This is a genomic window from Flavobacterium adiutor, from assembly GCF_048282555.1.
Lineage (GTDB): Bacteria > Bacteroidota > Bacteroidia > Flavobacteriales > Flavobacteriaceae > Flavobacterium.
Window position 1 is genome coordinate 2,965,433 of record NZ_CP182487.1, and the last position, 18,887, is coordinate 2,984,319.

Sequence of the window (18,887 nt, forward strand, 5' to 3'; positions counted from 1 at the left end):
GAATTAAGATTTAGAGACGTTTACTAAATTAAAATACATTCTAAATATTGGACTAAATGAATACAAAATATTCTGACTTAATCAATCAAACATACTATTTCCCTCAAGAAGAATTCAAACTGAACAAAGACAACTTATTATTTCATAATATTGATTTAATGAAATTAGTTGAACAGTATGGCACTCCTTTGAAATTCACGTATTTACCACAGATTTCTGAAAATATTAACAAAGCAAAAGGCTGGTTCAGAAAATCAATGGAAAAGAACAAATACGACGCCAAGTATTACTATTGCTATTGCACAAAAAGCTCTCATTTTGAATATATTATGAATGAGGCTTTCAAAAACAATATTCACGTAGAAACATCATCTGCTTTTGATATTAATATTGTAGAAAATTTACTTGAAAATGGCAAGATCAACAAAAGTACTTACGTAATCTGCAATGGGTTTAAAAGGGATGAATATATTACCAATATTGCAAGACTGATCAATAACGGGCATAAAAATACGATTCCGATTATTGACAACTATGAAGAGCTAGATTTGCTTCAGGGAGAAATAAAAGGAAAATTCAAAATCGGAATCCGTATTGCTGCTGAAGAAGAACCAAAATTTGAGTTTTATACGTCCAGATTAGGTATCGGATATAAAAACATCGTTTCTTTTTATAAAAAACAAATTCAGGAAAATGATAAATTAGAGCTTAAGATGCTTCACTTTTTCATTAATACCGGAATAAACGATACGGCATATTATTGGAATGAACTGGTAAAATGTATCAAAGTATATATTGCCCTAAAAAGAGAATGCCCTACCCTTGATGGACTAAACATTGGAGGCGGTTTTCCAATTAAAAATTCACTAGCATTCGAATATGATTACCAATATATGATTGATGAAATTATCAATCAGATTAAAATTGCCTGTGACGAAGCTGAAGTCGATGTTCCTAATATTTTTACAGAATTTGGATCATTCACAGTAGGTGAAAGTGGCGGTGCTATCTATCAGATTTTATATCAGAAACAACAAAATGACAGGGAAAAATGGAATATGATTGACTCCTCATTCATTACTACTTTACCTGACACGTGGGCTATCAATAAACGTTTTATTATGCTTGCAGTGAACCGCTGGAACGATACCTATGAGCGGGTTTTATTGGGAGGTTTAACTTGTGACAGCGATGACTACTACAATTCTGAACAAAACATGAACGCCATTTATCTTCCTAAATACAACAAGGAAAAACCGTTGTATATTGGTTTCTTTAATACAGGTGCATATCAGGAAACTATTGGAGGATACGGAGGTTTACACCACTGTCTGATTCCACAGCCTAAACATATTTTAATTGATCGTGACGAAAACGGAATTTTAGCAACCGAAGTTTTCTCAGAACAGCAAACTTCTGATGATGTTTTAAAAATTTTAGGTTATACTAAAAAAGCATAAAAAAAATCTGCAAATTAAAAGTTAATCGTTATAAAAATTATTAATTTGCAGCATTCCAAAAAAGGTTAAACTTTTAATTCAAAAAAAAAACAAAAAAAATGAAAGGACCAATCAGTCAGTTTATTGAAAAACATTACTTGCACTTTAACTCTGCTGCCCTAGTTGATGCTGCAAAAGCCTACGAACAGCAATTGGCAAACGGAGCTAAGATGCTGGTAAGTATGGCTGGCGCAATGAGTACTGCAGAAATTGGTAAAATTTTTGCCGAAATAATCAGACAGGACAAAGTTCAGATTATTTCATGTACCGGAGCTAACTTAGAAGAAGATATCATGAACTTAGTTGCGCACACTCATTACGAAAGAGTACCAAACTATCGTGATTTAACACCGGAAGACGAATGGGCCTTACTTGAGAGAGGATTGAATCGTGTTACAGACACCTGTATTCCTGAACATGAAGCATTCCGTCGTTTACAAAAACACATCTACAAAATCTGGAAAGATGCAGATGACAAAGGAGAACGTTATTTTCCGCATGAGTTCATGTACAAAATGTTGTTATCTGGCGTCTTAGAAGAATACTATGAAATTGATTTAAAAGACAGCTGGATGTATGCTGCTGCCGAGAAAAATTTACCTATTATCGTACCGGGATGGGAAGACAGCACAATGGGTAATATTTTCGCATCATACGTCATCAAAGGAGATTTAAAAGCATCAACGATGAAATCCGGAATTGAATACATGACATTCCTTGCTGACTGGTACACTAAAAACAGTGAAAATGGAATTGGTTTCTTCCAAATCGGAGGTGGTATTGCTGGAGATTTCCCTATTTGTGTAGTTCCAATGTTATATCAGGATATGGAAATGCACGATGTTCCTTTCTGGAGCTATTTCTGTCAGATTTCTGATTCCACAACCAGCTATGGTTCATACTCAGGTGCTGTTCCAAACGAAAAAATTACTTGGGGTAAATTAGATATTAATACCCCTAAATTTATAATTGAGTCGGATGCTACAATTGTTGCTCCGTTAATTTTTGCTTACTTATTAGATTTATAGGATATTTATGAAAAGAGTTATAGTAGATTACGCCAAACTTACGAACGAAATTTTAAACCTTTTGGTTGAAAAATTTCCTGACGGTTATGATGATTCGGATGTTATTCGTTTCAGAAATGCTAAAAACGAATTAGTCGAAGCTGTTGAAGTTCGCACTGAAGACACTATCTATTTAGTAAAAATTAGTACTAAACTTGCAGACAGAATCGAAAATTATGACGAAGATGATGATATCGATCTTGATGTTGATACAATTGAACCAGTAAAAGGACTAGATCTTGATGATGATGATACTGACGATGATGATGACGATAACCTTGACAAACCTGATACAGATGATGGAGACGATGACGACGATGACGATAAAGATGACATTTCAGATGAGGAAGATGACGAGGATGACGAAGATTAATTCATTCATTTAAAAAAATTTAAAGGAACTCTTTTCGGGTTCCTTTTTTTATTAGTTTGTAAGTAACTAAAAGCTTTAAAAAAAAATAAGAAAAATATTATTTTTAATTTATATTTGAAAAAAATATAAGCCAAATGAATTCAGAAATATTACACGCCAGATTAAAAGAAAATTTTGGTTTTGAAAAATTCAGACCAAACCAGGAAAATATCATCAATGCAATATTGTCTGGTCAAGATACGCTTGCTATCATGCCTACCGGAGGTGGAAAATCAATATGTTTTCAGCTTCCGGCTTTAATTTTACCCGGAATTACAATTGTTATTTCTCCATTGATTGCGTTAATGAAAGACCAAGTGGACAGTTTAAAAACAAACGGAATTTCAGCATGTTACATCAATAGCAGTCAATCATCCGAAGAGCAGCAATTTTATATCGATAATTTAAAATCGAATACTTTTAAACTAGTTTATATTGCTCCTGAAAGTTTATCATATCTGGATGCAGTATTTAACGAACTAACAATCAGCCTTATCGCTATTGACGAAGCTCATTGCATTTCTTCATGGGGACATGATTTCCGCCCGGCATACACCAATTTAGGCTATTTAAAAAATCGCTTCCCTTCTACTCCAATACTCGCATTGACGGCCACAGCAGACAAAGCAACACGCACCGACATTACAAAACAATTAAATTTAAAAAACTCCAAAACTTTTATAGCTTCATTTGATAGAAAAAATTTAAGTCTTGAAGTTCGTCCAGCACTTGACCGTGTGAAACAAATAATTGATTTTGTAGAAAATAAACCAAATGAATCCGGTATTATTTATTGCCTGAGCAGAAAGACTACAGAAGAGTTAGCAGAAAAACTAAAAAAAAACGGCATAACGGCAAAAGCATATCACGCTGGTCTGGATAATACTGTAAGAGCTAAAACTCAGGATGAATTTATAAATGACGACTGTCAGGTTGTCTGCGCAACAATTGCTTTTGGAATGGGGATTGACAAATCAAATGTTCGCTGGGTTATTCATTACAATTTACCAAAAAACATTGAAGGCTACTATCAGGAAATTGGACGTGCCGGCCGAGATGGATTACCGGCTGAAACTATTTTGTTCGAAAGCTATGCCGATGTAATTCAGCTTCAGAAATTTGCCTCAGAAGGCTTAAATTCTGATGTGCAGCTGGCAAAATTAGACCGAATGAAGCAATATGCCGACGCCTTGAGCTGCAGAAGAAAAATCCTTCTCTCTTATTTTGGCGAACTGGTTACAGAAGATTGTGGCAATTGTGATATTTGCAAAAATCCACCAACATTTTTCGACGGAACAATTTTGGCGCAAAAAGCATTATCAGCCATTACCCGTTTAAAGGAATCTGAGCCTTTAGCAGTGATTGTAGATTTTTTAAGAGGATCAAAAAACGCTTACATCTATGAAAAAAACTATCAGGAACTAAAAACCTACGGAATTGGAGCTGACATTTCCTGGTATGACTGGAACCAATATTTGATACAGTTAATAAACTTAGGGTATTGTGAAATTGCTTTTCATCAGCACAACAGAATTTTACTGACTCCTTTTGCAAAAAAAGCTTTATTTGAAGGTGAAAAAGTAAAACTAACAACGGTTGCTAAGAAAGTAATTGATAAAAAAGAGCTTAAAGAATCAAAAAATAAAGTTAAAACAGAAGGCACTCTTTTTGAAATCCTTAGAAAATTGCGTTACGAAATAGCTCAAAAAGACGAAGTCCCGGCTTATGTCATTTTTAGTGATGCTGCATTGAGACAAATGGAAACCTTACGCCCGATGAGTGACGAAGAATTTCTTGCCATTGATGGAGTTGGAAAAGCAAAACTTGAAAAGTACGGCTCTGATTTTATAAATACCATTATAGAATTTCAAAAAAATAAAAAAGCAAACACAACGCCTAAAAAAGAAAGCACCTACAAGATAACTTTGGAATTATTTCAAAACGGAGTAAGTGTTGAAAAAATTGCCGAAACAAGAAATTTAGGGATTTCTACTATCATTTCGCATTTGGCAAAATTATATCTGGATGGCGCTGATATTGATGCAAGCCAGTTTATTTCTGATAAAGAAGTTGAGCAATTACAAAAAGCTCAAATTGAACTTGAAAATCCAAATGCTTTAAAACCTTATTTTGACCACTTTGAAGAAAGAATGGGATATGATAAAATTCGTTTTGGCCTTGCTGTACTGGAGAAAAATAATCAATAAAATTAAAAAAACTAATAAAAAATTCCAAATTCCAATTCATAATCAGATCGGAATTTGGAAATTTATCTTTTTTGAAATTTATTTTAAAGTCTTAGCATTCTTTACATTCTGATCGGTCAAAGCAAGCGTTAGAACTTCGCTCATTTCTTTCACATAATGAAAAGTAAGCCCTTCTAAATATTCTGCTTTAATTTCATCAATATCAGATTTATTTTCATGGCACAGAATAATTTCTTTAATTCCCGCTCTTTTCGCTGCTAAGATTTTTTCTTTAATTCCACCAACTGGTAAAACTTTTCCACGAAGCGTTATTTCACCTGTCATAGCTAAACTTTTCTTTACTCTCTTCTGTGTCAACAAAGAAACAAGCGAAGTCAGCATAGCAATACCAGCACTTGGCCCGTCTTTTGGCGTAGCTCCTTCAGGAACATGCAGGTGGATATTGTATTTTTGGAACAGAGATGAATCAAGTCCAAGCTTTTTAGCATTTGCTTTAATATATTCTAAAGCAATTGTAGCAGATTCCTTCATCACTGTACCCAGGTTTCCTGTAATACTCAAAGAACCTTTTCCTTCAGAAATCAAAGATTCAATAAATAAAATATCCCCTCCTACACTTGTCCAGGCTAAGCCTGTAACTACTCCGGCAGTATCATTGTTTTCATATTTATCACGCTCCAGTCTTGGAACACCCAGAACTTTTATAATATCCTCATCAGTAACTTTTTTGTTGTACTCTTCTTCCATTGCAACAGCCTTGGCAGCATTACGAATTACCTGAGCAATTTTATTTTCTAAGTTACGAACACCGGATTCGCGTGTATAGCCCTCAACAATTTTTTCCAATTGTTTTTTACCAATTGTTAAATCTTTAGAAGTTAAACCATGAGCTTCTAATTGTTTTGGGAAAAGATGTCTTTTTGCAATTTCTACTTTTTCTTCAATTGTATAACCAGACATTTTGATGACTTCCATTCTGTCACGCAATGCCGGCTGAATGGCTGCCATATTATTTGAAGTGGCAATAAACATTACTTTTGATAAGTCATATCCCATTTCTAGGAAATTATCATAAAAAGCATTGTTTTGTTCCGGATCTAAAACTTCTAATAAAGCAGAAGATGGATCGCCACTATTCCCGCTCGATAATTTATCGATTTCGTCGAGAATAAAAACAGGATTTGAAGTTCCGGCCTTTTTTAAACTTTGAATAATTCGGCCAGGCATTGCACCAATATAGGTTTTTCTGTGTCCGCGAATTTCTGCTTCGTCACGTAAACCTCCTAACGATATACGAACATACTCACGCCCTAAAGCCTCTGCAACAGAACGCCCAATAGATGTTTTTCCAACACCCGGAGGCCCAGTTAAACATATAATTGGCGACTTCATATCGTTGCGAAGCTTCAAAACAGCCAAATGTTCAATCATTCTTTTCTTAACTTCATCAAGTCCGAAATGATCTTTATCCAATATTTTCTGAGCATGTTTTAAATCAAATTTATCTTTGGAATATTCGCCCCATGGCAATTCTAAAAACAACTCGAGATAATTACGCTGAATTCCAAAGTCAGGCGACTGTGGATTCATTCTGCGCATTTTTGATAATTCTTTTTCGAAATGTTTCTGCGTTTTTTCGTCCCACTTTTTGGTTTTCGCTTTTTGCCCCATTTCATCCATTTCTTCTTCCTGCGAAACACCCCCCAATTCTTCCTGAATGGTTTTCATTTGCTGGTGAAGGAAATATTCACGCTGCTGCTGATCTAAATCAAAACGAACTTTTGACTGAATATCATTTTTCAGTTCTAATTTCTGAAGTTCAATATTCATGTAACGGAGCGTTTCTAAAGCACGTTCTTTCAAACCGTTTATTGATAAAAGACCTTGTTTCTCTTTCACCGTTAAATTCATGTTAGAAGAAACAAAATTGATTAAAAACGACTGGCTTTCAATGTTTTTAATTGCAAAGGTCGCCTCAGACGGAATATTTGGACTTTCTTTAATAATCTGAATCGCTAACTCTTTTACAGAATCTAAAATAGCTGTAAATTCTGTATCATTATCATCAGGACGTTCTTCGGAGACTTCTTGAATTGTGGCATTCAAATATGGCTCTTCTGAAACGACTTCTTTAATCTCGAAACGTTTTTTACCTTGTAAAATAACGGTAACATTTCCATCAGGCATTTTTAAAACACGCAATATTCTGGCGACAGTACCTATTTTATGAATATCATCTTTTGACGGATCCTCATCTTCTTCGTTGATCTGAGAAACTACCCCAATAATTTTTCCACCGGCATTGGCATCGTTGATTAATTTTATCGATTTATCCCTTCCTGCAGAAATCGGAATAACAACGCCTGGAAATAAAACTGTATTCCTTAAGGGTAAAATTGGAAGCGAAACAGGAAGCTCTTCATTGTTCATTTCCTCTTCGTCTTCCGGAGTTAATAATGGAATTAATTCTGCCTCTGAGTCAAATTCCTGAAGTGACAGATTGTCAATAGTTAGTATTTTATGATTTGACATAATAATATATAAGTCGTTTTGTCATTAAAAGATTTGTTCCAATCTCAAACACAAGTTAAGAAAGCCGTATTTAAATAGAAAACATGCTTAAAATTGCCTTTGAAAATCAGGTGATAAAAATAGACAATCATTATGCCAAAACAAATTTAATATTTATTTATTCCGTTAGATTTTTTATTTAAACGATATATAAAATACAAAAACCCGAAATTTAATTTCGGGTTTTTTATAATTACAAGTTTGTAAATTTATTTTAAATTATAAGAAACTAATTCACTAATTACATTTCCAGATTTAGCTCTAATTACACCAACATTTTTTGCTAACCAATATTCTGAATCAACAGAAGTTGATTTCTCACCTTCAATTTTAGATTCTTGATGTAATTTAAACTTAATTACATCTTTATAAGTAACACCTTTAATTGTAGCAGTTGCTCCCTTTTCCAAAATTGTTCCTGTGTACGAAGAAACTGTTTTAATTTCAGGAATACTTACTCCAGGGTAAACAAAGGTCGCTTTTTGAGTGTAACTCCCTGACCATGTTTTGTTAACTTCAATATTATCTTTGAAAAATACATATTCATAACCAGTTATTTTACTTTTTACTCCCTCTGTCTCATAATTAATATCATCTATTTTAAGAAAATACTCTCCATTTACTTTTTTGATCCAAACAGTAGCAGACCCAGAAATAGCATCCGTTGCTCCAAAAAATGTCCCAAATTTATAATAGGTTGTACCGTTGTTATTTGCAGAACTAATAATCTTTATATTTTGTTCCTCTCCATTTTGACTTAAAACCCAATTATTATTAACCGCTGTTGGCCAGTAATCTTCTGTTTTTGTTTCTCCATTTGTATTTTCATCAGAATCACTGCTACAGGATGTTAACACAAAACCTGTAATTAAAACTAGAGTAAAGAAACATTTAGTAATTTTTTTCATATTTTTTAAATTATTATTTGAATAGCGAAAGTACTACAAAGAAAAAAACTTTTGCAATTTTTTAAAGATAATTTTAATTTAAATCTTTACTATCTAAGTTCATCAATTTTTCGCATTATAAGAGCCTGTTTAGATTTTATCTAATTGCTTTTTACGGCTTATTTTCCGTTATATTTCGTTAAATTTACTCAAAAACAAGTCTATTATTCTTTCAAAATTTGCCTCATCTATCGAAAAATAATCTCATAAAAATCTTAGAGCCTGTTTAAAAATGTAAAAAAAAAGTCTTTATGAGTTAAAGAAACCGATTGGAATTATTCTTTTTGTGCTACCAAACTACAAATAAGATGTATCCAACCGATTTAACAGAAACTCAGTGGCAATTTATAAAAAAAACATTAGAATTAGGTGATAGAAAACGTAAACACAGCTTGCGTTTCATCTGGAATGCGATCAACTACCTTATTAAGAGTGGTTGTCAGTGGCGAATGCTACCTAGTAATTTTCCAAAATGGCAGCTTGTTTATTATTACTATTCAAAATGGGCAGATTTAGATTATTTTGATTTATTGCTTTCGAAGTTAAGAGAACGAGTCCGTAGTAAAAAAGGACAAAATGCAGAACCCAGTTTAGGAATAATGGATAGCCAAAGCGTTCGTTGGGGAAATAATCGTTCTTTAAAAAGTTTTGATGGAAATAAAAAAATAAAGGGTATAAAACGACACGTTGTCGTTGATAAAAATGGCTTTTTATTAGCCATTATGGTAACGGTAGCGAGTATTCATGATAGCAAAGCAGTATTTTTATTGATCAGAACCCTAAAGGATTTACTTTGTTCTGTAAAAGTTATCCTTGCCGATGGAGGCTATAGAGGTGAAATTATAGAACAAGTTAAAAACAATTTTGGTTATATAATTCAAGTAGTTATGAGGTCGGATGATAAAAAATCAGGCTTCAAGCCTACACACAAAAGATGGGTGGTAGAGAGAACATTTGCATGGTTTGACAACGATAGAAGATTATGCAGAAATTATGAACTATTAATTGATTCTGCTGAAAACGTAGTCAAATTAGCAGCTATTAAACATTTATTGAATAAAATTTAAACAGGCTCTAAAAAAATAAAAATAATTTCATGAAAAACTGTAACAAATCCAAAACAGCAAAGTCCTTATAATAAACCAGCAATTATTACTTGAGCACAACCAATCAAAATATCGAAGAGTTAATCAAACTTTGTAAAGAAAATAATCAAAAAGCACAATTTGAAATTTACAATCGTTATTGCAAGGCCATGTACAATGTGGCTTACAGGATTGTAAAAGACGAACATTTTGCACAAGACGTCATGCAGGAAGGTTTTTTGAGAGCTTTTACCAAAATTAATGACTATAAACAGGAAGTTGCATTTGGAGCCTGGCTCAAAAAAATCATTGTGAATCACAGCATCGATTTTTATAAAAAAAACAATGCTTTTCAGATGGAAGATCTGAACAAAACGCTTTACAAAATAGAAGAAAAGGATACATCATTATCTGAAAGTATTGATTTGAATTCACTTAAAGTAAAACAGGTTCTGGATGTCATTTCTAATTTAAAGGATAATTATCGTATGATTTTGACACTCTTTTATATTGAAGGATATGATCAGGAAGAAATTAGCGAAATTTTAAATATTAGCTATGCCAATTGCAGGACTACATTAAGCAGAGCCAAAGAAAGTTTACGAAAAAAAATAGAAGAGATATATGAAAAAGGAAAATGACGACTTAGATAAATTATTTAAAAAATTCGAAAATCAATGGGATATACAGGAAATAAATTCTGGTCATCAGATGGATTTTTTAAATAAACTGAACAAAAAACAACCTAAGAGAAATAATTATTCTGTTTGGGCGATCGCCGCTTCAATAGTGATATTATTAGGGGTATCTGTTTTTTACAATAATAATGAAAAGCCAAAGGAATTCAAATTTGCATCAAAAGAAACCAAACAAACCGATTCTATTTTTAGTGTTTTAATCGAGAAAGAATTAGCCAAATTAAAAGAAAAAAATTCTCCAGAGAATGAACAAATTATAAATGATGCTTTAAAACAAATGAAAGTTTTTGATGCCGATTATGAAAAAATCATAAAAGAACTTCAAAAAAATGGCGAGAATAAGCAAATCATTTATGCAATGATCAGCAACCTGCAAACCCGAATATCTTTTTTACAAACGGTTTTGCAGCGTATAGAAGAAAATGAAAATTTAAAAAACACTACTCATGACGAAACATTTTAACATATTAATTTTATTCATTTTAATTCCTCTTACAGGATTTTCAAATGATGAAACTTTTATTTCAAAGCAAAAAAACATTAAAAAAACCTTTATTGTTAACCCAAATGCAGGAATTGATATCGATAACAAGTACGGTAACATCACTGTATCAACATGGGATGAAGATAAAATTGACTTTGACATCACTATAAAAGTTACCGGCGGAAACGAAAATTGGGTAAACGAAAAACTAAACAGCATTGACGTTGATATAACTGCTCTGAAATCGATGGTTACAGCAATTACGAAAATTGGAAGTTCAACTGTAAAAGTCAAAGGAAGCAGCAACATCTTTGAAATCAATTATATAATTAAAATCCCAAAAAACGGCACAGTAAAACTAAATAATAAATATGGCAATATTACTGCTCTTGTTTTAGAATCAACGACCGATATTTCCTGTAAATACGGAAAAATTACCATTGGAAAGTTAAACGGTCCCAACAATCGAATTCAAATTGAATACTGTCAAAACTCTGCTATTGATTACATCAAAAACGGAATTATAGAAGCACGTTATTCAGGTTTAAAAATAAATGATTCAGGAAGTTTAACCTTAGATACAAATTATACAGATTTAGTCATTTCCGATGGTCAAAACATTAAATACGACTGTAATTACGGAAATTTTAAATTTCAAAAAATAAATTCACTATCAGGATCGGGTAATTATCTAACTATCAATGTTGCAGAAATTTCAAAAAATATAAATATTGATGCGAATTACAGCAAAATAAATGTTGGAATAATTACAGAAAAAGCTAATAATATCAACATAAATTCGGGCTATTCTGATGTTTCTCTGGGGTATGATACCAATTATACATTTGATTTTAATATAAATACTAAATATGGAACTATTAAAAAGGATAATTCTTTAGATATTTCATCAACCGAAAACAAATCAGCTTCAAAAAAAATAAGTGGCTACAACAAAAGAAAAGGTCAAAATAAAGTCACCGTCAATTCAAATTACGGAAATATAAGCTTAATCAAAAAACAATAATATCTTAGAACAGTTTTTCAATCAGTAAAACACCAGTATATCAGTGCTGGTGTTTTTTTATACCAGAATAACATTGATTCTTAAGGAACTCTGGACTGTCTTTGCCATTCGCTTAAAAAATTACTATTTTTGCACTCTAAATTTTATGTCATGCCGAAAAGAAAATATAAAATAGCCGTTGTTCAGTTAAACCTTAACGACGTAGCCGAAAATAATCTAAAAAAATGTATCAACTGGGTAAAAGATGCCGCTAATAAAGGTGCCGAGGTTATCCTTCTCCCTGAGTTATACAGCAGCCATTATTTTTGTCAAAGTGAAGATGTTGATAATTTTGCATTAGCAGAACCACTTTACAGCACTTCATTTATTGCTTTCAGCGAATTAGCAAAAGAATTAGGAGTTGTAATAATCGTTCCTTTTTTCGAAAAAAGAATGGCAGGTATTTACCATAATAGTGCCTATATTATTGATACTGACGGAACCGAAGCTGGCTTATACCGTAAAATGCATATCCCGGATGATCCGCATTTTTATGAAAAATTTTATTTTACTCCAGGGGATTTAGGTTTTCAGGCTATTAAAACACAAAAAGGAACAATAGGTACATTAATTTGCTGGGATCAATGGTATCCAGAAGCAGCACGTATCACCGCTTTAAAAGGAGCTGAAGTATTATTTTATCCTACTGCAATTGGATGGCATCCAAAAGAAAAAGAACAATACGGAGAAAACCAATATGGCGCATGGATGAATGTTATGAAAGGCCATGCCGTTGCAAATGGCGTTTTTGTTGCTGCCGCTAATCGAATTGGTCTGGAGCAATATATTGATGGAACTGATGGAATTCAGTTTTGGGGAGCTTCATTTATTGCTGGGCCTCAAGGGGAAATTTTAGCACAGGCATCACATGATCAGGAAGAAATTTTAATTGCAGAAGTTGATTTGGATCTACAGGAAAATGTGCGTCAAAACTGGCCTTTTTTCAGAGACAGAAGAATTGATGCATTTGCAGATATCACTAAAAGAGCGATTGATTAATTCAATTGGACATTTTTATAAAGCAAAAGGCTGTTTCAAATATTTTGAAACAGCCTTTTGTTATTAATATTATTTTATTTATTTCACCTGGAAAGAAACTCTTCTCACGATTTGACGAGCTTCTTTTGAGTTTTTATTCACAGAAGTATCTTCTCCATTAGCAATTACATTTAATCTTGAAGCATCAATTCCTGCATTTAAAGCAATTTGTTTAACAGCCTCTGCTCTTTTTCTTGACAGTTCAACATTATAGCTTGAACTTCCAATTTCATCAGCATACCCTACTACGTCTGCAGTTTTATTTGGATTATTTTTCAAATATTTTACTAAGAAATCAATACCAGATAAGGATGCAGTAGTTGGTTTAGAAGAATTGAAGTCAAAATATACATTTACATATCCATCGTTAATCAATTGTTCTACTGTACTATTCGTCTCAACGCCACCACTTTTTTGACCATAAGTTTTTTCTAAGTAACTTTCTAATTCATCAGGAACACCGTTTTGATTATTATCAATAGATTGTCCTTTTGTATTGACAGCAACACCTGCAATTGAATTTGGTTCTAAATCATATAAATCAGCCACTCCGTCTTTATCTGTATCCAATACACCTGTTTCAAGTAGTGCCACTCTTTTCTCTAAATCACCATATCTATCTTCTTCTCCAACCCAGTCAGCATGAACTTTATTTTTACCCAGATAAAATGTCAATCCTAAAGATGCGTTCAGCAAACCTCCGTCAAAAACACCTGTTGGGGCTGGTCCCATTCCATCAAAATTCCAATTTTGTTGGGCATTAACAATTCCTGTAAGATCCCCAGTTAATGCAACTCTATCACTTAATCTTACCTGAGCTGTTAATCCTAAAATTCCATTTATCATATAGTCTTCACCATCAAAGCCGGTCTTACTGGCAAGCTGAGAAGCTCCAAGTCCTCCATGAAGTAATAAACCGAAAGTATTTGTCCAAGTCTCAAAATTTAAAGCTCGCCCAAGATTTATAACACCCTGAAGATTTGTTCTAATATATCTGCTTTTGAAATCTAAAGAATTATTATCGCCATTTTGGAATTGATCATACCCAAAATCTAATTTAAGACCAAATTTAGGGTTAAACATATATCTTACCCCTAAATCAGCATGAAAAGAGTTAAGATTAAAAAATTCGTTATAATAACCTGACGTTAATGCTCTTACTGGTTTGGTTAAACCACCATTTAATTCGACAGACCATTTATTGTATAAAGATTTATTATTATAAGAATCAGTTGAAGTTATTGTCTCATTTTGTGCATTTGCAAAAAATGACATAAATAAAAATGTTAATGAAGCTAATTTTCTTTTCATGATATTTAAAGTGTTTTAAATTTTAATTTTAATGGTGATTTTTTATGAGCTTATTAAACTCACAGCAAAATTATGTCAACCATACAAAAAAAGCCTTCCATTCATTTTTGGAATCTTTATATAATTCCCATACACAATTAGGTTTTGCGGGAATTAATGAAGGTTTAGCTTTTTTTAAAACAACTTGGGGCGGGATATTTCAAATAAAAAACTAGATTTTAATTAAGTTTATTAGGGCAAGAAAAAATCAATGATTTCTTCAGATTTATTTATTTCATCGAAATTTTAACATAAAAACTTTTAAACTTAAATTTAAATTAGTTAAATTATTGAGGCTAAATTAATCTTTTTTTTGTAAATAAAAAGTTTTTTTATAAAAAAGTCTCAATAATTATCTTAATGAAATTTCAATAAAAAAGCAAAACCGATTATTATTTGCAAAAATTTGCGATGCAAAACACTTTTTTTTTAAATTATCAATTGAATTACAAACACTTCCGTATAAACATAAATTCAAAACAACCACACTGTTTAATAATCCTAATGAATGCTTATCTTTGTACTTCTTAAATTTAAAAACCTTTATGACAGTAAATAATAGACGATTTCCGGCAGAATGGGAAAAGCAAGAGGGTATAATATTGTGTTTTCCTCATAATGGAAACGATTGGCCTGGGAAATATGAAGCAGTTCAATGGGCATTTATTGAATTTATTAAAAAAGTAGCCATTTTTGAAACTGTATTTTTAGTTGTAGCTGATGAAAAATTAAAAGAAAAAGTGTTCGAAATGCTCGAAAAAGCCCGGGTTAATATTAGAAATATTTCCTTTATTTTTCACAAAACAAACAGAAGCTGGATGCGAGATTCCGGACCAATTATTGTAAAAAATGGTTCTAAAAGAGAAGCTTTGAATTTTAATTTTAATGGCTGGGCAAAATATAAAAATTATCAGTTAGACAAATTTGTTCCAGGTAAACTGGCTGAATTTATTGATATTCCATTAACCCAGGTAATTTATAAAGGGAAACCAGTAATTGTTGAAGGAGGTGCAATTGATGTAAATGGAAAAGGAACTTTACTGACTTCTGAAGAATGTCTGATGCACCCCACAATTCAGGTTCGAAACCCAGGTTTTACCAAACAAGATTACGAAGCTGTTTTTAAAGAATATCTTGGCGTAACAAATGTTATATGGCTTGGAGACGGAATTGAAGGCGATGACACCCATGGACATATTGATGATTTATGCCGATTCGTGAATGAAGATACTATCGTAACGATTGTAGAAACAGACAAAAACGATTCAAATTATAAGCCTTTACAGGATAATTTGAAACGACTTCAGAATGCAAAATTAGAAGATGGAAAATCCCCAACTATTATTGCCCTTCCAATGCCAAAACGAGTAGATTTTGAAGATTTGCGTTTACCGGCAAGTTATGCCAATTTCCTAATTCTGAATAATTGTGTTTTAGTACCTACTTTCAACGACAGTAACGATCGTATCGCTTTGAATATTTTAGCAGAATGCTTTCCGGATCGGGAAGTAATAGGAATAAGCTGTATCGATTTTATCTGGGGGTTCGGAACTTTACACTGTCTGAGCCAGCAGATTCCTGCTTAATATAATTCCAAAATAATTAGTAAAAAAAATATTGCCTCGCAGAAAAACAAATTTCTTGAGGCAATATTCATTTAATATTATTTATCTGCTATTTAAGATGATTTTTTATTTCTCTTCATGGTCTTAAAAAAGGGGGTAACAATTGACTGCAAACTTCTCCAAAACCAATTCTAACTTCTGCATTTTCACAAAAACCACGGATAATCACAGTGTCATTATCTTCAATAAACTTACGTTCACTTCCGTCTTTTAATTTTAAAGGATTTTTCCCTCCCCATGTCAATTCTAACATCGATCCAAAACTATCAGGCGTTGGTCCTGAAATAGTTCCAGACCCCATCATATCACCAGAATTCACACGACACCCATTAGAAGTATGATGCGCCAGCTGCTGGCTCATAGACCAGTATAAATATTTAAAATTGGATTTAGAAACAACAGTTTCTTCCTGATCTTCAGGTTTAATTAAAACTTCCAAATGGATATCAAACGCTTTCTTTCCTTTCGTCTGTAAATAAGGAAGCGGTGTCGGATCCTGCTTAGGTCCTTTAGTCCTGAAAGGTTCTAAAGCATCCATAGTTACAATCCACGGAGAAATTGATGTAGCAAAACTCTTTGCCAGAAAAGGCCCGAGCGGAACATACTCCCATTTTTGTATATCACGTGCACTCCAGTCATTCAGTAAAACCATCCCGAAAATATAATCCTCTGCTTCATAAGTCGAAATATTTTCACCCATTACATTTACGTCAGTTGTAATAAAAGCAGTTTCTAATTCAAAATCTACCAGACGGGATGGACCAAAAACCGGATATTTTTCTCCTGCGGGCAAAATTTGCCCCATTGGTCTGTGAACCGGGATTCCGGACGGAATAATAGTAGAACTTCTTCCGTGATATCCAACTGGAATGTGCAGCCAGTTTGGCAATAAAGCGTTTTCAGGATCTCGAAACATTTTACCCACGTTTGTAGCGTGCTCTTTACTGGAATAAAAATCAGTATAATCACCAATTAAAACCGGCAATTGCATCTCTACATCTTCAATCTTAAAAATAACAACATCGCGGTCTTTCGATGAATCTCTAAGCTGAGGATTTGTTGCATCAAAAATATCTGCAATACGGTTTCGGACTAGTCGCCATGTTTTTTTTCCGTCAGAAATAAAATCATTTAGCGTATCCTGCATGAACATATCATCTGTTAAATCTATTCCTTCAAAATAGTTTAATTGTTGTAAAGCGCCTAAATCTATAGCGTAATCGCCAATTCTCGTCCCTACAGTAACGACATTTTCTTTGGTAAGAAATACACCGAATGGGATATTCTGAATAGGAAAATCGCTATTCTCTGGTACATCCAACCATGATTTTCTCTTGGTATCGTTGGCGGTTATTGGCATGTGAATGTTAATTATTTGTTGAAAAATTCTATGTCAAATATATCATAATCTAACAGTTTCACAAACGTTTTTTTGTATTTTTGCAGGAAATTAACGAAAAACGAAAAAATGCAACGCGACGAACAAATTTTTGACCTTATACTAGAGGAACAAGACAGACAAATTCACGGATTAGAACTTATTGCTTCTGAAAACTTCGTAAGTGATGAAGTAATTGAAGCAGCTGGTTCTGTTTTAACTAATAAATATGCCGAAGGTTATCCTGGCAAAAGATACTACGGCGGTTGCGAAGTAGTGGACGTTATTGAGCAGATTGCAATTGACAGAGCCAAAGAATTATTTGGTGCTGAATATGCAAACGTACAGCCTCATTCAGGTTCTCAGGCAAATGCATCTGTTTTTCACGCTTGTTTACAGCCAGGAGATAAAATTTTAGGATTCGATTTATCACATGGTGGCCACCTTACTCACGGTTCTCCGGTAAACTTTTCCGGACGAATTTACAATCCAGTATTTTACGGTGTAGACAAAGAAACCGGAAGATTAGATTACGATAAAATACAGGAAATTGCTACTAAAGAGCAGCCAAAATTAATTATCGCAGGGGCTTCTGCTTACTCTCGTGATATGGATTTTGAACGTTTCAGAGTAATCGCTGACAGCGTTGGAGCAATTTTGATGGCTGATATTTCTCACCCTGCAGGTTTAATTGCAAAAGGATTATTGAATGACCCAATTCCACATTGCCATATCGTTACTACTACAACCCACAAAACACTACGTGGGCCAAGAGGTGGTTTGATTTTAATGGGTAAAGATTTCGAAAATCCTTGGGGATTAAAAACGCCAAAAGGGGAAATCAGAATGATGTCTGCTTTATTGGATTTAGCTGTTTTCCCTGGAAATCAGGGAGGACCTTTGATGCACATTATCGCTGCTAAAGCTGTTGCTTTTGGTGAAGCTTTAAAAGATGAGTTCTTCACTTATGCAATGCAATTACAAAAAAATGCTAATGCAATGGCAGATGCTTTTGTAAAGAGAGGCTACAACATTATTTCTGGCGGAACTGATAACCACATGATGCTAATCGACTTAAGAAATAAAAATATTTCAGGTAAAGATGCCGAAAATGCATTGGTAAAAGCAGAAATTACAGTAAATAAAAACATGGTTCCATTTGATGATAAATCACCATTTGTAACTTCAGGAATACGTGTTGGAACAGCTGCAGTTACTACTCGTGGTTTAGTAGAAAAAGACATGGAAACTATCGTAGCTTTAATCGATAAAGTACTTGCTGATCATACAAATGAAGCTCTTATCGAAGAAGTAGCTAATGAAGTAAATGAAATGATGAGCGAAAGACCAATTTTCGTTTACTAAAAGTTTCAAGTTTAAAGTTTCAAGTTTAAGGTTTTGCGCTGTCTAAAGTGCAAAACTTTAAACTTTTTTATTTCTCAAAAAAACCTCATTAGAGTCTA

The 18,887-nt window shown here is 33.1% G+C and carries 15 protein-coding genes; 11 read left to right on the forward strand and 4 right to left on the reverse strand.

Annotated features, from left to right (window positions below):
- The first annotated feature begins 56 nt into the window (after positions 1-56).
- From ACNC7R_RS12385 to recQ, 4 genes are all read left to right on the forward strand, one after another.
- Positions 57-1,460, forward strand: coding sequence for an arginine decarboxylase (locus ACNC7R_RS12385; RefSeq protein ID WP_417941393.1), 1,404 nt, complete (start codon positions 57-59; stop codon positions 1,458-1,460).
- A 98-nt stretch (positions 1,461-1,558) separates the two neighbouring features.
- Positions 1,559-2,527, forward strand: coding sequence for a deoxyhypusine synthase family protein (locus ACNC7R_RS12390; protein WP_417941394.1), 969 nt, complete (start codon positions 1,559-1,561; stop codon positions 2,525-2,527).
- A gap of 7 nt (positions 2,528-2,534) precedes the next feature.
- Positions 2,535-2,939, forward strand: a complete 405-nt coding sequence (locus ACNC7R_RS12395; RefSeq protein WP_417941395.1) for a DNA primase — start codon at positions 2,535-2,537, stop codon at positions 2,937-2,939.
- A gap of 134 nt (positions 2,940-3,073) precedes the next feature.
- Positions 3,074-5,185 carry a DNA helicase RecQ gene (gene recQ / locus ACNC7R_RS12400; protein ID WP_417941396.1) on the forward strand — a complete coding sequence of 704 codons (2,112 nt, stop codon included), beginning with the start codon at positions 3,074-3,076 and terminating at the stop codon, positions 5,183-5,185.
- Between the two features lie 78 nt (positions 5,186-5,263).
- On the opposite strand, the gene lon is transcribed toward recQ, so the two are convergent.
- A complete protein-coding gene (gene lon, locus ACNC7R_RS12405) occupies positions 5,264-7,717 on the reverse strand; it encodes an endopeptidase La (protein ID WP_417941397.1) in 2,454 nt (817 codons plus the stop codon).
- Between the two features lie 248 nt (positions 7,718-7,965).
- The gene (locus ACNC7R_RS12410; RefSeq protein WP_417941398.1) at positions 7,966-8,664 is read right to left on the reverse strand and encodes a hypothetical protein; all 699 of its coding nucleotides are present in this window, start codon (positions 8,662-8,664) and stop codon (positions 7,966-7,968) included.
- 347 nt (positions 8,665-9,011) lie between these two features.
- Between ACNC7R_RS12410 and ACNC7R_RS12415 the strand changes: the two genes are divergently transcribed.
- The 5 genes from ACNC7R_RS12415 (at position 9,012) to ACNC7R_RS12435 (ending at position 13,032) form a co-directional block, all read left to right on the forward strand.
- Positions 9,012-9,770 (forward strand): IS5 family transposase, encoded by a 759-nt coding sequence (locus ACNC7R_RS12415; protein WP_417941399.1) that lies wholly within the window; start codon positions 9,012-9,014, stop codon positions 9,768-9,770.
- 89 nt (positions 9,771-9,859) lie between these two features.
- Positions 9,860-10,429: an RNA polymerase sigma factor gene (locus ACNC7R_RS12420; RefSeq protein ID WP_417941400.1), complete on the forward strand. Its 570-nt coding sequence runs from the start codon at positions 9,860-9,862 to the stop codon at positions 10,427-10,429.
- On the forward strand, positions 10,413-10,949 hold the full coding sequence (locus tag ACNC7R_RS12425; protein WP_417941401.1) for an anti-sigma factor: 537 nt from the start codon (positions 10,413-10,415) through the stop codon (positions 10,947-10,949). The genes ACNC7R_RS12420 and ACNC7R_RS12425 overlap by 17 nt, the downstream gene beginning before the upstream one ends.
- Entirely contained in the window at positions 10,933-11,994 is a 1,062-nt protein-coding gene (locus ACNC7R_RS12430; protein WP_417941402.1) for a hypothetical protein, read from the forward strand. Before ACNC7R_RS12425 ends, ACNC7R_RS12430 begins: the two co-directional genes overlap by 17 nt.
- 150 nt (positions 11,995-12,144) lie before the next feature.
- Positions 12,145-13,032 (forward strand): carbon-nitrogen hydrolase, encoded by an 888-nt coding sequence (locus tag ACNC7R_RS12435; RefSeq protein WP_417941403.1) that lies wholly within the window; start codon positions 12,145-12,147, stop codon positions 13,030-13,032.
- Positions 13,033-13,110: 78 nt separating this feature from the next.
- Here ACNC7R_RS12435 and ACNC7R_RS12440 read toward each other — a convergent pair whose 3' ends face one another.
- Positions 13,111-14,382 (reverse strand): OmpA family protein, encoded by a 1,272-nt coding sequence (locus tag ACNC7R_RS12440; protein ID WP_417941404.1) that lies wholly within the window; start codon positions 14,380-14,382, stop codon positions 13,111-13,113.
- Between the two features lie 584 nt (positions 14,383-14,966).
- Here ACNC7R_RS12440 and ACNC7R_RS12445 point away from each other — a divergent pair.
- Positions 14,967-16,007, forward strand: a complete 1,041-nt coding sequence (locus ACNC7R_RS12445; protein WP_417941405.1) for an agmatine deiminase family protein — start codon at positions 14,967-14,969, stop codon at positions 16,005-16,007.
- A gap of 115 nt (positions 16,008-16,122) precedes the next feature.
- On the opposite strand, the gene fahA is transcribed toward ACNC7R_RS12445, so the two are convergent.
- The gene (gene fahA, locus ACNC7R_RS12450; protein WP_417941406.1) at positions 16,123-17,406 is read right to left on the reverse strand and encodes a fumarylacetoacetase; all 1,284 of its coding nucleotides are present in this window, start codon (positions 17,404-17,406) and stop codon (positions 16,123-16,125) included.
- Between the two features lie 108 nt (positions 17,407-17,514).
- Between fahA and glyA the strand changes: the two genes are divergently transcribed.
- Positions 17,515-18,789, forward strand: a complete 1,275-nt coding sequence (gene glyA, locus ACNC7R_RS12455) for a serine hydroxymethyltransferase (RefSeq protein ID WP_417941407.1) — start codon at positions 17,515-17,517, stop codon at positions 18,787-18,789.
- Positions 18,790-18,887 lie beyond the last annotated feature (98 nt).

Excerpts from the sequence above, each read along its gene's own strand:
- ACNC7R_RS12385 (WP_417941393.1), top strand. The coding sequence starts at position 57 with ATGAATACAAAATATTCTGACTTAATCAATCAAACATACTATTTCCCT.
- ACNC7R_RS12390 (WP_417941394.1), top strand. The coding sequence starts at position 1,559 with ATGAAAGGACCAATCAGTCAGTTTATTGAAAAACATTACTTGCACTTT.
- fahA (WP_417941406.1), bottom strand. The coding sequence starts at position 17,406 with ATGCCAATAACCGCCAACGATACCAAGAGAAAATCATGGTTGGATGTA.
- ACNC7R_RS12445 (WP_417941405.1), top strand. The coding sequence starts at position 14,967 with ATGACAGTAAATAATAGACGATTTCCGGCAGAATGGGAAAAGCAAGAG.
- ACNC7R_RS12410 (WP_417941398.1), bottom strand. The coding sequence starts at position 8,664 with ATGAAAAAAATTACTAAATGTTTCTTTACTCTAGTTTTAATTACAGGT.
- ACNC7R_RS12435 (WP_417941403.1), top strand. The coding sequence starts at position 12,145 with ATGCCGAAAAGAAAATATAAAATAGCCGTTGTTCAGTTAAACCTTAAC.
- ACNC7R_RS12440 (WP_417941404.1), bottom strand. The coding sequence starts at position 14,382 with ATGAAAAGAAAATTAGCTTCATTAACATTTTTATTTATGTCATTTTTT.
- recQ (WP_417941396.1), top strand. The coding sequence starts at position 3,074 with ATGAATTCAGAAATATTACACGCCAGATTAAAAGAAAATTTTGGTTTT.
- ACNC7R_RS12415 (WP_417941399.1), top strand. The coding sequence starts at position 9,012 with ATGTATCCAACCGATTTAACAGAAACTCAGTGGCAATTTATAAAAAAA.
- ACNC7R_RS12395 (WP_417941395.1), top strand. The coding sequence starts at position 2,535 with ATGAAAAGAGTTATAGTAGATTACGCCAAACTTACGAACGAAATTTTA.
- lon (WP_417941397.1), bottom strand. The coding sequence starts at position 7,717 with ATGTCAAATCATAAAATACTAACTATTGACAATCTGTCACTTCAGGAA.
- ACNC7R_RS12425 (WP_417941401.1), top strand. The coding sequence starts at position 10,413 with ATGAAAAAGGAAAATGACGACTTAGATAAATTATTTAAAAAATTCGAA.
- glyA (WP_417941407.1), top strand. The coding sequence starts at position 17,515 with ATGCAACGCGACGAACAAATTTTTGACCTTATACTAGAGGAACAAGAC.
- ACNC7R_RS12430 (WP_417941402.1), top strand. The coding sequence starts at position 10,933 with ATGACGAAACATTTTAACATATTAATTTTATTCATTTTAATTCCTCTT.